Source organism: Peribacillus asahii, assembly GCF_003570725.1.
GTDB lineage: Bacteria > Bacillota > Bacilli > Bacillales > DSM-1321 > Peribacillus > Peribacillus asahii.
Window position 1 is genome coordinate 253,679 of sequence record NZ_QWVS01000013.1, and the last position, 15,237, is coordinate 268,915.

General features: G+C 38.2%; 15 protein-coding genes. All 15 read right to left on the reverse strand.

Annotated elements, in window-relative coordinates; translation table 11 throughout:
* Window positions 1–122: 122 nt before the first annotated feature.
* Window positions 123–680 (reverse strand): ribosome recycling factor, encoded by a 558-nt coding sequence (gene frr, locus D1953_RS07470; protein WP_119116534.1) that lies wholly within the window; start codon window positions 678–680, stop codon window positions 123–125.
* 1 nt (window position 681) lies between these two features.
* Window positions 682–1,404, reverse strand: a complete 723-nt coding sequence (gene pyrH, locus D1953_RS07475; RefSeq protein WP_119116535.1) for a UMP kinase — start codon at window positions 1,402–1,404, stop codon at window positions 682–684.
* Between the two features lie 158 nt (window positions 1,405–1,562).
* Complete coding sequence (gene tsf / locus D1953_RS07480) at window positions 1,563–2,447, reverse strand: translation elongation factor Ts (RefSeq protein ID WP_119116536.1); 885 nt, start codon at window positions 2,445–2,447, stop codon at window positions 1,563–1,565.
* 144 nt (window positions 2,448–2,591) lie between these two features.
* Window positions 2,592–3,317 carry a 30S ribosomal protein S2 gene (gene rpsB, locus D1953_RS07485; protein WP_119116537.1) on the reverse strand — a complete coding sequence of 242 codons (726 nt, stop codon included), beginning with the start codon at window positions 3,315–3,317 and terminating at the stop codon, window positions 2,592–2,594.
* A gap of 155 nt (window positions 3,318–3,472) precedes the next feature.
* Window positions 3,473–4,114, reverse strand: coding sequence for a hypothetical protein (locus tag D1953_RS07490; RefSeq protein WP_119116538.1), 642 nt, complete (start codon window positions 4,112–4,114; stop codon window positions 3,473–3,475).
* A gap of 111 nt (window positions 4,115–4,225) precedes the next feature.
* On the reverse strand, window positions 4,226–4,996 hold the full coding sequence (locus tag D1953_RS07495; RefSeq protein ID WP_119116539.1) for a FliA/WhiG family RNA polymerase sigma factor: 771 nt from the start codon (window positions 4,994–4,996) through the stop codon (window positions 4,226–4,228).
* Window positions 4,997–5,103: 107 nt separating this feature from the next.
* On the reverse strand, window positions 5,104–5,607 hold the full coding sequence (locus D1953_RS07500) for a chemotaxis protein CheD (protein ID WP_119116540.1): 504 nt from the start codon (window positions 5,605–5,607) through the stop codon (window positions 5,104–5,106).
* Window positions 5,600–6,241: a chemotaxis protein CheC gene (locus D1953_RS07505; protein WP_119116541.1), complete on the reverse strand. Its 642-nt coding sequence runs from the start codon at window positions 6,239–6,241 to the stop codon at window positions 5,600–5,602. Before D1953_RS07505 ends, D1953_RS07500 begins: the two co-directional genes overlap by 8 nt.
* 3 nt (window positions 6,242–6,244) lie before the next feature.
* On the reverse strand, window positions 6,245–6,718 hold the full coding sequence (locus D1953_RS07510) for a chemotaxis protein CheW (protein WP_119116542.1): 474 nt from the start codon (window positions 6,716–6,718) through the stop codon (window positions 6,245–6,247).
* Window positions 6,719–6,880: 162 nt separating this feature from the next.
* Window positions 6,881–8,929: a chemotaxis protein CheA gene (locus D1953_RS07515; RefSeq protein WP_119116543.1), complete on the reverse strand. Its 2,049-nt coding sequence runs from the start codon at window positions 8,927–8,929 to the stop codon at window positions 6,881–6,883.
* 14 nt (window positions 8,930–8,943) lie between these two features.
* Window positions 8,944–10,050: a protein-glutamate methylesterase/protein-glutamine glutaminase gene (locus D1953_RS07520; protein WP_119116544.1), complete on the reverse strand. Its 1,107-nt coding sequence runs from the start codon at window positions 10,048–10,050 to the stop codon at window positions 8,944–8,946.
* Window positions 10,051–10,059: 9 nt separating this feature from the next.
* A complete protein-coding gene (locus D1953_RS07525) occupies window positions 10,060–10,929 on the reverse strand; it encodes a MinD/ParA family protein (RefSeq protein WP_245979971.1) in 870 nt (289 codons plus the stop codon).
* Window positions 10,910–12,088, reverse strand: coding sequence for a flagellar biosynthesis GTPase FlhF (gene flhF, locus D1953_RS07530; protein WP_119116546.1), 1,179 nt, complete (start codon window positions 12,086–12,088; stop codon window positions 10,910–10,912). The genes D1953_RS07525 and flhF overlap by 20 nt, the downstream gene beginning before the upstream one ends.
* On the reverse strand, window positions 12,085–14,121 hold the full coding sequence (gene flhA, locus D1953_RS07535) for a flagellar biosynthesis protein FlhA (RefSeq protein WP_119116547.1): 2,037 nt from the start codon (window positions 14,119–14,121) through the stop codon (window positions 12,085–12,087). The genes flhF and flhA overlap by 4 nt, the downstream gene beginning before the upstream one ends.
* Window positions 14,122–14,153: 32 nt before the next feature.
* Window positions 14,154–15,236, reverse strand: a complete 1,083-nt coding sequence (gene flhB / locus D1953_RS07540) for a flagellar biosynthesis protein FlhB (RefSeq protein WP_119116548.1) — start codon at window positions 15,234–15,236, stop codon at window positions 14,154–14,156.
* Window position 15,237: the final 1 nt, after the last annotated feature.

Sequence of the window (15,237 nt, forward strand, 5' to 3'; positions counted from 1 at the left end):
GTATGCAGCAACATTTCGCAAGATCATAAAAAAGGTTCTCAACCGCTGTTATTGCATAACATGTTTTATGGATTAGGCTCTTTTTCTCAATACACTTATCTAAAGATAAGTAGCTAACTCGATTATACAGCTAAAATTTCTTGTTCTTTATCTTTTGTAATATCATCAATTTTGCTAATATGTTGATCGGTCATTTTTTGGATATCATCTGCATACCCGCGTAAATCGTCTTCTGTAATTTCACCGTTTTTCTCAAGCTTCTTCAGGTCATCATTTCCATCGCGACGAATGTTACGAATAGCAATTTTCGCTTCTTCCGCTTCTTTCTTCACAACTTTTACAAGCTCTTTACGACGCTCCTCTGTTAAAGCAGGAATAGCAATTCGAATTAATGAACCATCATTTGTAGGATTTAATCCTAAGTCTGATTTTAGAATCGCTTTTTCAATTTCACCCAAAATAGTTTTATCATACGGTTGAATAACTAAAAGCCTTGCTTCTGGAACTGAAATACCCGCCAATTGGTTAACTGGTGTCGGTGCACCGTAATAATCAACGAAAACTTTGTCAAGTAAAGAAGCATTAGCACGGCCCGCACGGATTGTCGCTAATTCTCTTGTATATGCACTAATCGCTTTTTCCATTTTCGTTTTTGCATTTGAAATGACTTGTTTTGGCATCTTATTTCCCCCTTACGATTGTTCCTAAAGTTTCACCTAATACAGCGCGTTTAATATTACCTTTTTCCATGATTGAGAAGACAATTAATGGAATGTCGTTATCCATACAAAGCGATGATGCCGTTGAATCCATAACTTCTAAACCTTCTTTTAACACATCTAAATAAGAAAGTTCATCATATTTCACAGCATTTGCATTTTTCACTGGGTCAGCATTATAAACACCATCTACGTTATTCTTCGCCATTAAAATAACATCTGCTTCAATTTCAGCTGCTCTAAGCGCTGCCGTTGTATCAGTAGAGAAGTACGGATTTCCTGTACCTGCCGCAAAAATAACAACTCTTTTCTTTTCCAGATGACGAATCGCTTTTCTGCGAATATAAGGCTCGGCTACTTGTCTCATTTCAATAGACGTTTGGACGCGCGTCTCAATTCCAAGCTGCTCTAAACTGTCTTGTAAAGCTAACGAGTTCATAACCGTTGCCAGCATTCCCATATAGTCGGCATTCGCACGGTCCATGCCCATTTCACTTCCGATTTTCCCACGCCAAATATTACCGCCTCCAACAACAACGGCTACCTCTACGTCTAAATCAGCTACTTCCTTTACTTGTTCAGCAATAGACTTAATCACTTTAGGATTAATACCAAAGCCATCTTCACCGGCTAATGCTTCACCACTTAACTTTAAAACGACACGTTCATATTTCGCGTTACTCATAAGAACCTCCAACTATGTAATCTTCTTTTGAAAAGCACAACCGGCCCGATCAAAACCGGCCGCTTAGCCTAACATCACGAAAGCATGATCAGCTTAATCATGACGGTTCAAAAATAGGGAACACCATAGTGTCCCCTATTCAATCATTTTTGTTACAATTAGTCTTTTTTCACTTGCGCCATTACTTCTTCAGCAAAGTTATCTTCGCGTTTTTCAATCCCTTCGCCTACTTCGAAACGAATGAATGATTGAATTTTTCCGCCTTTTGATTCAACAAATTGACCTACTTTAACATCCGGGTTTTTAACAAATGCTTGTTCATTTACACAGATTTCTTCGTAGAATTTGTTAATACGACCTTCTACCATTTTAGCAACGATTTTTTCTGGTTTACCTTCGTTAAGTGCTTGTTGTGTTAAAACTTCACGCTCACGTTCTAATTCACTAGCATCCACTTGGTCGCGAGAAACATATTTAGGATTAAGTGCTGCGATGTGCATAGACACGTCTTTCGCTGCTTCTTCATCAGTTGTTCCTTCAAGAACAGAAAGTACAGAGATACGTCCACCCATGTGAAGGTATGCACCGAAAGCATCGCTATCTGTTTTTGTTACTACTTGGAAACGACGTAAAGATAATTTTTCTCCGATTGTAGCAATTGCAGCGTTGATGTGATCTGCAACTTTTACACCGTTTTCCATTGTTTGCTCAAGTGCCGCTTCAACAGATTCAGGATTATTAGCAAGAATGTGAGCTGCAAGCTCTTTTACAAGCGTTTGGAACCCTTCGTTTTTCGCAACGAAGTCTGTTTCAGAGTTTACTTCAAGGATTACGGCTTTGTTTCCTTCAACAAGGATAGAAGTTAATCCTTCTGCTGCAATACGATCACCTTTTTTAGCTGCTTTCGCAATTCCTTTTTCGCGTAGGAAATCAATTGCTTTTTCCATATCTCCATCTGTTTCTACAAGTGCCTTTTTACAGTCCATCATACCAGCGCCTGTTTTTTCGCGCAATTCTTTAACTAACTGTGCAGTAATTGCCATATTATTACTCCTCCTCAATACGGATACATTTTATTCAATTTGTTATTATTTTGCCAAAAACTACATAACTTTATGTAGGTGATAATTTTGCAAAAAAAAGGGATAAAAGGCATTATCCTCTTATCACCTTTTTTTGCGGCTCAATTAAGCAGTTGTAGTTTCTGTTTCTGTTTCAATTGCTGTTTCTTCGCCTTGCTTAGCTTCTAAAATAGCATCTGCCATTTTACCTGTTAATAATTTAACAGCGCGAATCGCATCGTCATTCGCAGGAATAACTACATCGATTTCGTCTGGATCACAGTTTGTATCAACAATACCAACAAGTGGAATGTTTAATTTATGTGCTTCAGCTACAGCAATACGCTCTTTACGTGGGTCGATAACAAAGATTGCGTCTGGAATAGATTTCATTTCTTTAATACCGCCTAAGAATTTTTCTAAGCGATCCCACTCTTTTTTAAGTTGGATAACTTCTTTTTTAGGAAGTACGTCGAAAACGCCATCTGCTTCCATTTTTTCAATGTCTTTAAGACGTTTAATACGCTTTTGAATTGTTTCAAAGTTTGTTAAAGTTCCACCTAACCAGCGTTGGTTTACATAGAATTGACCAGAACGGATCGCTTCTTCTTTAACTGATTCTTGAGCTTGTTTTTTCGTACCCACGAAAAGAACAGTTCCTCCGTTAGCTGCGATTTCTTTAACGAAGTTGTAAGCTTCTTCAACCTTTTTCACTGTTTTTTGTAAGTCGATGATGTAAATTCCGTTACGCTCCGTGAAGATATACTTCTTCATTTTTGGGTTCCAACGGCGTGTTTGGTGTCCGAAGTGTACACCAGCTTCAAGCAATTGTTTCATTGAAATAACTGACATTATAATTTCCTCCTAAACGGTTTTGTTTTTCCTCCGCTTCGGTCATTTTCCTACAGAAACTGTTTATGAACAGCACCATCTGTTTGAATCGCAAAGCGTGTGTATTAACACCATTTCATAATATAGCATACATGCAAAGCACAAGCAAGCACTATCTATTCATTAAGTTGAAATTTTAGTAAAAGTTCAATTTCAGTTTTTCCTCGTTTTAAGGATTTTGCAATTTCTTCAACTGATAAACCTTGTTCTAAAAGCACAAGTGCCTGTTCATGAAGAGATGGTTCTAGCTGGCGAGATTGTCCATTTAACGACGTTTGTAACGTATCAGAAAAGCTTGGATGCACACTTTCGTTCCGCTTATCCATCTCTTTCTCTTTCGATTCAGCTGATAGCTCTAAGCGGTCATTCTTATGAATCGGCAAATCAAATTCTCTATCTTCTTGTGTAAGTGATGGATTTGTATAAGCAGCTACTGCTTTATGCTTTATCGTATGTACCGCTTCCTCCTCAGACTTTTCAATGACAACGGCGGGTGCCGGATGGGGCAACTCTGTTTGTTGTTCTTTGTTTCCTTTAACTCCTGTCAATCCCTTTTGCATAAGCTTTTCTAGCAAAGCTTCGTTTTCTTCTTTCATTTCTATAATATAGCCTGTCATTAACTCTTCCATTTCTGCAATAACAGCCTTTTGATTTTTTTCCGCTTGATGAAAACGATTTTGACGTACAAATAAAACAATAATGGCAAATATCGAAAAAATATTCAAAAGAAAGAGTATAAACATGAATAGTACTGACATAGAATCCCTCTTAACTAGAATTGTCCATCGCTTTTCCTGGGTAAGGATAAGACTGACTTTGTCCGGTAGTTTTTCTCTTTTTCTTTTTATTTTGCTTTAAAAACGGTTCTATTACTCGTACTTTACACCTTGCATCACATTGCGCAATTTATAAATGGACCTCGAATGAATTTGTGAAATTCTTGAGGTGGATAACCCCATTACTTGACCGATTTCGGTTAAAGTGAGTTCTTCTTTATAAAAAAGTTGTAGAACAAGCTGCTCCTTCGCATTTAACGTTTCAATCATCTTAGATAATTCTACATACGATTCTTCTTGTAACAAATAATCTTCAGGAAGCCTTGCATGCTCATCTTTTATATGAAAGCTAGCACTTTCTTTTTCTTCTTGATCTTGTGGGTGCTCATCTATAGACAATACATTAGCAAAGAAATTTTCATTTAATGCGGCATATACATCATCTTCTGAAATATTCAGCTCTGCAGCAACTTCTGCTGGCGTAACATCCCTCATTAGCTTTTGCTCTAGTTTTTCAATAGTCGCTTCAATTTTTTTTGATTTTTCCCTTGCACTACGCGGCAGCCAATCTTCCTTTCTTAAACCATCAAGAATAGCCCCTCGAACGCGAAAAGAAGCATATGTATCAAATTTAAAGTCTCGCTCTGGGTCGAAACGTTCTAACGCATCAAACAACCCCATCATCCCTAAACTTCTTATATCATCACGACTAACATTTTTTGGTAGATTAACAGAGATGCGCTGCACATGATAAGAAACAAGCGGAAGATACTTTTCCACTAATGTATTTCCCGCTTGTGGATCGCGACAGTCAATCCAATTTTTCCAACATAACTGCTCTTCTCCGATAGTCAGCTGAGACATGGGATTCCTCCTAACATTTTTTAATATAAGGCCAGAGAAAGTTACTTTTTGAAGCTTTTTTCAACTAGCCCTTTACCTAATCCAATGAAAAGTGATTTAATCTATCATTATATATTTCTCGTACCTTTATTAACGGTGCGAATATTAAGCAAACAAGTCTTAGGATTAAATTCAATCGTTCGCCCGCTATTTCCCCCGACATCTTCCGCTATAATTGGAATATTTAAATTAGCTAATCCCTTTCGAACAGCCTCTACATTTCTGGGCCCGATTCGCATCATATCTCCACCGGAGAAGAATTGAAACATTTGTGCACCGCCAGCCATTTTTGCTTTTAGTACCGACGCTCTCGCACCCTTTATTACAAGTCGATTAACTAACTCTTTAATCGCTGTGTCAGCGAACTTAGCCGTATTGATGCTGCCAGATTTAGCAAGAGATGAATCCGGCAGCATCACATGGGCTAATCCAGCTAGTTCTTTCTTTTCATCATAAACAATAACGCCCACACATGAACCTAAACCTGATGTTCGTATCAATGATGGAGATTTAACAATATTCATATCCGCTATTCCAACTTTCACAATATGGGGATCTCTCAACTCAACCATCTGTCGCCACCCCTAATGAGTTAAAAATAACTTCAAAAGAATCTGGATCAGGTAATAAAAAGAAATGTCCATTCATCGCACCTGATCCATCCCCTTCCTTCTCAAGAACCGTATCAATCACAATTGCATAATCACTTACTTGTGAGAGCTCCAATAAACCAAAGCTAATCGTTGCACCAACCATGTCAATTGTAAGCGATGGTACAGACGGATAGAGATATAGATTAGTAAAGTCAGACAGCGAAGATAAATAAGAACCGGATAAAATATTTCCTAACTCCTGCAAACAAGACAAGGACATTTCTGAATGGGGGGACTCTGATTCAAAGATGAATGAATCATTCCCAATCATCTGTTGAATAAAATAAGTAGCAGCTGGCAGCGATAGAATAAAGAACATGCTTCCAGTCACATCCCCCTCAAGCCTTAAAAATACGCTCGCAACTACATTTTCCGGACCGCCTGCCAATTCCATCATTTGATCGAAAGAAACAATCCGTACATTAGGAACGCTCATCTCAATTTTTTGATTCAAGATTCCAGAAAGGGCGGTTGCTGCATGAGCTGCTCCAATATTCCCAATCTCTTTCAATACATCGAGATGCAAACTATTGATTTTCTCAATAAAAGACATAATTTACCCTTCTTTTCTCATAGATTCTTGAAGGGCATCTAATGAAAGAGTCTTCTCTAGGTTCACCAAAATTAATAACCGTTTATCAATTTTAGCAACACCGCTAATATACTCATCTATACGATGACCAACCACTTCAGGCTGAGGTTCAATACTAGCGACAGGAATATCCATTACATCATTAGCTGAATCCACGATTAATCCCACTTCCATCCCCTCAATCACAACAATGATAATTCTTGTAGATTCGTTATAAACAACTTCATCAAAGCCAAAACGAATTCTTAAATCAATGATTGGCGTAATCACACCTCGTAAATTAATGACACCTTTAATAAATGGCAATGTTTTAGGTACTCTCGTAATATGTAGAAGCTTTTCAATCCCTCTTACACGCTCAACTGGCAAGGCATATTCTTTGTCTTTAATTTGGAATACAATAATCTTCATCTCTTGCTCCGTGGACACTGCTGTCATGCTCTTCTCCTCCTTTTCTTCTAAACTTATGTATTTTTGAACAAAACTCCATCGCAGAAAATAAAGTTCAACTAATTGGACCTTTCCGAACAGGCGTCCCTATCTTCTTTGTTTCCTCATACAGCTTGAGTTGAGGGCTTACTGCTCGTTTTCTTTTAGGCATTAATTAATAAGCGCATTACAATCAATAATTAACGCAACTTGTCCATCCCCTAAAATCGTTGCTCCAGAAATCGCAAAAGCTGTACTTAAATAATCTCCTAACGATTTTAAGACAACCTCAAGTTGGCCAATGAACGAATCCACGACTAAACCAGCCATCTTATCGCCTTTTCTAACAATAACAACTGATAAGAACTCATCCTCTTTACCGAACTCAGGTACTTCAAAAATATCCTTCAAGAATAAAAGTGGAAGAATTTTCCCTCTAAAATCAATAACTTGCTGATTGTGCGCATTCATAATATCTTCTTTTTTAATAATAGCTGTCTCTATAATAGAAGAAAGTGGGATCGCATACTTTTCTTTTTGAATCTCAACAAGCATGACTGAAATAATGGAAAGTGTGAGCGGAAGCTGAATTAAAAAAACAGAACCGGCCCCTTCTTTAGAATCAATCGTCACACTTCCACCAAGAGACTCAATCGTATTTTTCACTACATCTAAACCAACACCGCGTCCAGATACATCAGAAATTTTTTCAGCAGTGGAGAAACCTGAAGCTAAAATTAACTCATACACTTGCTTATCTGTGAGAGTGGCTACCGCTTCTTCCGAAAGAATTCCGTTTGCAATAGCTTTATTCAATACACGCTCTCTATTAATTCCTGCTCCATCATCTTCAATTTCAATAAAAACATGATTTCCACTATGGTACGCTTTTAGAAGAATCTTCCCTTCCTCCGGCTTCCCATTTGCTAAACGCACTTCAGGTCTTTCAATTCCATGGTCCATCGCATTTCTCAATAAATGTACGAGCGGATCGCCAATTTCATCAATGACCGTACGATCCAACTCTGTTTCGGCACCAACAATCTGTAAATCTACTTTTTTATTTAAATCACGTGCTAACTGACGAACCATTTTCGGAAAACGGTTAAAGACCGTTTCAACCGGGACCATTCGCATATTTAACACAATAGTTTGTAAGTCACTTGTCACACGTGACATTCTTTCTACAGTTTCATGAAGCTCTTGATTATCCAAATCACGTGAGATTTGGTCTAATCTGCCTCGGTCAATAACTAATTCTTCAAATAAATTCATTAAAATATCTAAACGTTCAATATTTACCCGAATCGTTTTACTTGAATTGGATTTAACAGGCGCTTGCTTTTTCTCTTCTTTTTTTGTTTGTTCTGTTGCAACTGTTGTCACAACTGGCGCCTCTTGACTAGCTGTTACAACTGGCTCTTGTTCCTCTACAGGAACCGGTATTCGCAAATGCTCGAGATCAATCGTATGTACTTGAACCTTATCTACTTCAGAAACTTTCATTACTTTCTTCTGAACATCCTCAACAGATTCCTTCGTTACCATTGTGACAGAAAAACTGTGATCAAATTGTTCTTCCTCTAGCTGTTCAACCGGTGGATTTGATTTAATAACCTCACCGATTTTCTCTAATACTTCAAACACCATAAACACGCGCGCTGCTTTTAATAAACAATCTTCTCGTAAACTAATCTTTAGTTCATAGCTATTAAAGCCTTGATCCTGAGACTGTTGTAAAACCGTTATTTCAAATTCATCGTATTCACTATTTACAATTTTCGGCTCAAGTATAGCACTTGCTGCTGAAACTTCATTAGCTGCTGTCGGAATAAGAGATTCACCTTTTTCGATAAGAAGTAGTTTTTCCACAACGTCCTTCACATCTCGCTTTCCTTCGCCACCTTCTGCAATGGAATAGACCATCGCTTCTAAATCATCAACGGCTAGAAATAACGTATCAAACGTTTCAGGCTGTAATGTAATCTGCTCATTACGAATAGCATCTAACACATTTTCCATCTTATGTGTCAAATTAGCTAAGTCTTCATATCCCATTGTCGCAGACATCCCTTTTAATGTATGAGCTGCACGGAAAATATCATTTACAATGGATAAATCATCTGGATTCTTTTCAAGCTCTAATAACTGCTCACTACACATTTGAAGATGTTCTTTACTTTCCTCAATAAATACTTCTAAATACTGATTCATATCCATAAACCCTGCACCTCCTAAGACTCGCAATACTTTACAATTGTTTTGGCGATATTCTCTACATTCTCTACATTGTCTATTAAATGAGTGGCTATAGCTGCCTTTGGCATACCGAATACAATAGATGTTTCTTGGGACTCTGCAATAGCTTTCACTTGCCCTTTTTTCTTCAATTCAGTTAAACCATTTGCCCCATCACTTCCCATACCGGTCATAATGACAGCTGTTTTCGTAAAATCTATTAACTCACTCGCCACTGACTCAAACATAACATCTACAGAAGGACGATGACCGTTACGAGGTTCAGATTGTTCCAATACAATCGCTAAACCCGTACCAATCTTTCGCACTTTCAAATGGAACCCGCCAGGAGCAATATACGCGGTTCCTTTTTGAATCAGCTCACCATCTTCCGCTTCTTTCACATGAATATGACAAAGTGAATCTAAACGTTCTGCTAATGATTTCGTGAACCCCGGCGGCATATGCTGAACAACTAAAATCGGTGCATTAATGGACTGTGGAAGATTAGTCAATACGGTTTGTAACGCTCTCGGTCCTCCAGTAGAAGTACCAATCAAAACAATTTTCTTACTTCTATAGACCCTATCTCTTATAGCATAACTTGAAACGACAGATACTTCTGATTCTATTTTACTATATTTCTTACATCCAGATAGATTTCTTTGTATTTCTCCTGCATTTTTTTGTAATTTGTGAACATTTGCCCGGCTCGCAGCAACTACTTTATCTATGATTTCCTGCTTTACCTTATATAAATCTAGTGAGATTGCCCCTGATGGCTTAGCGATAAAATCAAACGCTCCATTTTGCATGGCTATAAGTGTATTTTCCGCTCCCTCTTTCGTTGTACTCGACAACATGACAACAGGCGTTGGACAATCCTTCATAATTTCCCCTAAAGCTTCTAGGCCATTCATAATAGGCATTTCTACATCCAACGTTACAACATCAGGTCGTAACGATTGAATTTTACTAATAGCCTCCTGTCCATTCCTTGCACTTCCGACTACTTCGAGCCTGCTATCTTCTGTTAAAAACTCCGCAATTAACTTCCGCATGAACGCTGAATCATCTACAACCAAAACCTTTATTTTTTTCATATCAGCCGCCTACCTTCCAAGAAAATATCGCTTCATATTTTGAAGAAAGTTACTTTTGGGCAACGTCCACTCTTCGTTAAAAGAATGATTGTTATATCTGAGGACAAGATTCATTAAAGCTTTTGAAACATCCGATCCTGAATCGTACTCGATAAAAGGGACTTGCCTTGATACAGCATTTGATACCGTCCGATTCTCTGGGAGACATCCTAACACAATGGCTTCTTTTCGCAAAAACTTTCGCAGTGCATTTTGAATACGCGTAATCGTCTCCTGTCCCTCTTTTATCGTTAATACACGATTACAAACGAGTAGAAATGGCAGTTCTGGATTAACAGAATGTAAATACTTCATAACGGAGTATGCATCCATAACCGCTGTCGGCTCTGGTGTACAAATGACGATTAACTCATCCACACATAGAAGAAACTTAACCGAGTCCTCCGTAATTCCAGCACCCATATCAAACAAAATGTAATCATACTGATTCAATAATTCATTAAATTCTTCCATAAACCTTGAAAAATTCACTTCACTAAGTGAAAATAAATTCGTTAAGCCTGTACCGCCTGTAATAATGGAGATTTGTTCCGGTCCCGCTGTCATAATATCGACGAGTGAAAGGCCTCGATCAAAAAAATCAACAATGCTGTATGTCGAATGTCTGCCAATTAAAATATCAATATTCCCCATACCAATGTCCATATCAAACAGAAGAACTCTTTTTCCTTTTTTCGCTAAAGCGATGGCGAAATTTAACGAAAAATTTGACTTTCCTACTCCGCCTTTTCCACTAATGACTGCGAGTGTCTTCGCCATAGATTTCTTTCGATAGTCCTCTAATTGCTGACGTAAATTTTCAGCTTGATCTTTCATCATCTTTAACTCCAAATAATAAGTTCAATATATTAACAGGGGTGGCCTTCATCAAATCATCGGGTACATTTTGCCCATTTGTAATATACGCAGGCGCTAATTGATATTGTTGCATCATATTAATCATTGCTCCATATGTCGCTGTTTCATCCGCTTTCGTAAAAATAATATGTTTCAAAGGGATTGTGGAAAATTGACGATAAATATCCTCCATATCTCTTTGCTTAGACGTCAAACTGAGCACAAGATACGTTTCCATCTCCTCTGTAAAATCAATAATGTCCCCTAAGTCCTTTACGTATTGAGCATTTCGAAAATTCCTTCCTGCCGTATCAATAAATACTAAATCATAGTGTGCAAAACGCTCAGCTGCTCGTTTAAAATCGTCTAAATTATAAGCCACCTCTATCGGCACATTTAAAATTTTTGCATAAGTTTTCAATTGATCAATCGCCGCAATTCGGTATGTGTCCGTCGTAATAAAGGCTACCTTCTTACGCTCCTTTAATACTGTTTGAGCGGCAACTTTAGCAAGTGTTGTCGTCTTACCTACTCCAGTTGGTCCGACAACATTAATATATTTCTTTTGAAAAGCCAGATCTTCTTTGGAAATCCATTCAATTTGCTCAGCCAAAGCGGATTTTAGCCAATCCTGCACTTCTTCTTGGGTGACCTCATGTTTCGCCATACGCCACTTCGCAACTAAAACATCCATTACTTCCGTACGAATCGATGCAGCAATTTCTTGCTTCACTAAAACAGCATGAGCCGGCGCTAACAATTCTGGATAGTGAATATCCTCCGTTCCTGTAGCACGTAATCCCGTAATCATTCCTTTTAAATCAGCAATTTCTTTTAACAAATCAGAGTTCGGTGTTTCCAGGTCTTTCTTTATAGATTCACTTGAAACTGGCTTCGGCAATTGTTCAAGTACAGATGACGGCTTTACTTTCCTTGGTTCTTGCTTAACAACCGTCTGATTGGATTCTGCTGTTGAATCGATAGCCGCTACAACTTCAATACGCCGTTTTTTAAACAAGCCTAAAAATCCACCAATATATATCGGTTTCGAGCTTAAAATAACCGCATCTGCGCCTAATTCTTCACGAACAAATTTCATCGCTTCCGTCATCGACTCTGCTGTATACTTCTTTACCTTCACGCTACATCCACCACCCCTACACTTTGTACTTCAACGCTAGCTTCTAACTCATTATAGGAAATAATCGGCACATTCGGGAAATAACGCTCTGTTAATTGGCGCACATACATCCGAACTGCTGGTGAACAAAGCACAATAGGTTGCTGCTCCATTAAGGCTAGCTCTTCTAGTTTAGCTGCAAGCGTTTCTAAAATGAGTTGAGAGTCATTTGGGTCCAACGATAAATAGTTTCCATGTTCCGTTTGTTGAACAGCATCGGCAATAATTTTCTCCACCTTGCCAGATACAGTAATAACCTGAAGGCGCTGTTCTCCCCCAGCTAATGTATTCGTAATCTGTCTTGCTAAATTTTGACGTACATATTCGGTGAGCAGGTCCGTATCAGACGACATTTTCCCATAATCCGCAAGTGTTTCGAAGATAATAGGTAAGTTTCGAATCGATACTTTTTCTTTTAGTAATTTAGCCAACACTTTCTGAACATCGCCAATCGCTAGCGGACTTGGTGTCACTTCTTCAACAAGAATTGGCGCCGTTTCACGCAAATGCTCAATTAACTGTTTCGTCTCTTGACGGCCAAGTAACTCATGAGCATTAGCTTTAATCACTTCTGTTAAATGAGTGGATACAACGCTCGGTGGATCGACAACGGTATAACCCATCATTTCCGCATGTTCTTTCATATCTTCGGCAATCCATTTAGCCGGTAACCCAAAGGAAGGCTCTACCGTATCAATTCCTTCAATCGAATCATCTTCAATCCCCGGACTCATCGCTAAGTAATGATTTAACAGCAGCTCGCCCCTTGCCATCTCATTTCCTTTAATTTTCAAACGATATTCATTCGGGTTTAATTGAATATTATCGCGAATCCGTACAACAGGAATGACAAGTCCCATTTCAATGGCAAGCTGTCGGCGAATCATCACGACTCGATCTAATAAATCGCCACCTTGATTTGTATCGGCAAGCGGGATTAATCCATATCCAAATTCAAATTCGATTGGATCGACGCTTAATAAATTGACAACGCTCTCTGGGCTTTTCATTTCGTCCGTTTCTATTTCTTCTTCAATCTCTTGTAAATCCTCTTTATCTTGTTTCGGAGCTTTTGCCATCATATAAGCTCCAATTGCTAGTGCAGCAGCGATTGGAATTGTAAACAGATTCGAAATAGGCGTAAATAAACCTAGGCAAAAAATAGTACCAGCTGTGACATATAACATTTTCGGATATTGAAACAACTGTGATGTAATATCGGCACTCAAATTACCATTAGAAGCAGCCCGTGTCACAACAATCCCAGTTGCGGTTGAAATTAATAGAGCCGGAACTTGGCTGACAATTCCGTCCCCGATAGACAGTGTCGAGAAATGTGCCGCTGCATCGCCAAACGAATACCCTAACTGCAACATCCCAATCATAATCCCAAAGATTAAATTGATAATGACGATAATAATTCCAGCAATGGCATCCCCTTTAACAAATTTACTCGCACCGTCCATGGAACCATAAAAGTCTGCTTCACTACTAATTTTTTCACGTCTTACACGTGCTTCTGCTTCTGAAATCATTCCAGCATTTAAATCTGCATCAATCGACATTTGCTTACCTGGCATTGCATCCAATGTAAAGCGAGCAGCTACTTCTGAAACACGCTCCGAACCTTTTGTAATAACAATAAAGTTAATGATGACTAAAATAATAAAGACGACTAAACCGACAAGCACATTTCCACCTACAACGAACGATCCAAATGTTTCTACAACCCCACCTGCATCACCATGCGTTAAAATTGCACGAGTTGTAGAAACATTCAGTCCTAATCGAAACAACGTCAACAATAAAAGTAGAGTCGGAAAAACGGAAAACTCTAGCGGTTCTTTAATATTCATCGTAATAAGAAGAACCGACAACGCAAGAGAAATATTTATTAATAATAAAATACTTAACAACCATGTTGGTAAAGGAATAATTAACATGACTACAATCATGATAACCGATATAAGAACAACTAAATCTCGCGCTTTCATTTTCTTCTCTCCTAACTAGCTACTTTAAGGCATTATATCTTCCCCTTCGTTTTATAAACGAAGGCAAGTATTTCTGCTATTGCTTTAAAAAACTCTTCCGGTATTGCTTGTCCGACTTCTGTTTGATCATATAAGGCTCGCGCTAACGGGCGATTTTCAACCATTATGACATCATTTTCTTTTGCAATATATTTAATCTTCTGAGCGACAAAATCGACACCCTTTGCTACAACAAGAGGAGCATCTGATTTTTGTTCATCATATTTTAAAGCAATCGCAAAATGTGTGGGGTTTGTAATAACCACATCAGCATTTGGTACTTCTTGCATCATACGCTGCATCGCCATTTGCCGTTGCTTTTGCTTAATTTTAGACTTGATGAGCGGGTCCCCTTCAGAATTTTTATGTTCATCTTTAATATCCTGTTTGGACATTCTAATGTTTTTTTCAAAGTCATATTTCTGATATAAATAATCAAGAATTGCTATACAAAACAAGGCAACCGCGGCGTATAGTCCCATTTTAATCGTAATATCCGCTAACAAAACAAGCGCATCACTAACAGGAATATGCGAAAGCACCATCACTTCATCCATACGGTTCCATAACACAAAAAAAGCAATAAAGCCGATAATCGAAATTTTTAAGATAGATTTTAATAACTCCACCATAGCTCGCATAGAGACGATTCGTTTAAATCCTTTAATCGGATCTAATTTTTCTAGTTTAAATTGAATCGTTTCTGTTGAGAACATAAACCCAACTTGCATGATATTCGCGAGCATCCCGGCAATCATAGCGGTAACAAAAACAGGCGCAAGGGTCAAGACCATCATCTTCAATATTTCGTACACCATCACCTGAATATTTTCTTCTGTCACGCTTTCTAACATCATATTTTGCAAAAACTCTCGCATAAGACCGAAAATCTGTTCATACATGAATGGCCCCGTAATAACAAGCACTCCAAACACCGCGAGTAAATTTATGGCGGTATTTATATCTTGACTTTTAGCAACTTGCCCCTTTTTTCTAGAATCCTGCCTTTTTTTCGGTGTTGCTTTTTCTGTTTTTTCTCCTGCGAAAAATTGCAAGTCTAACCGAAGTTCATTCATC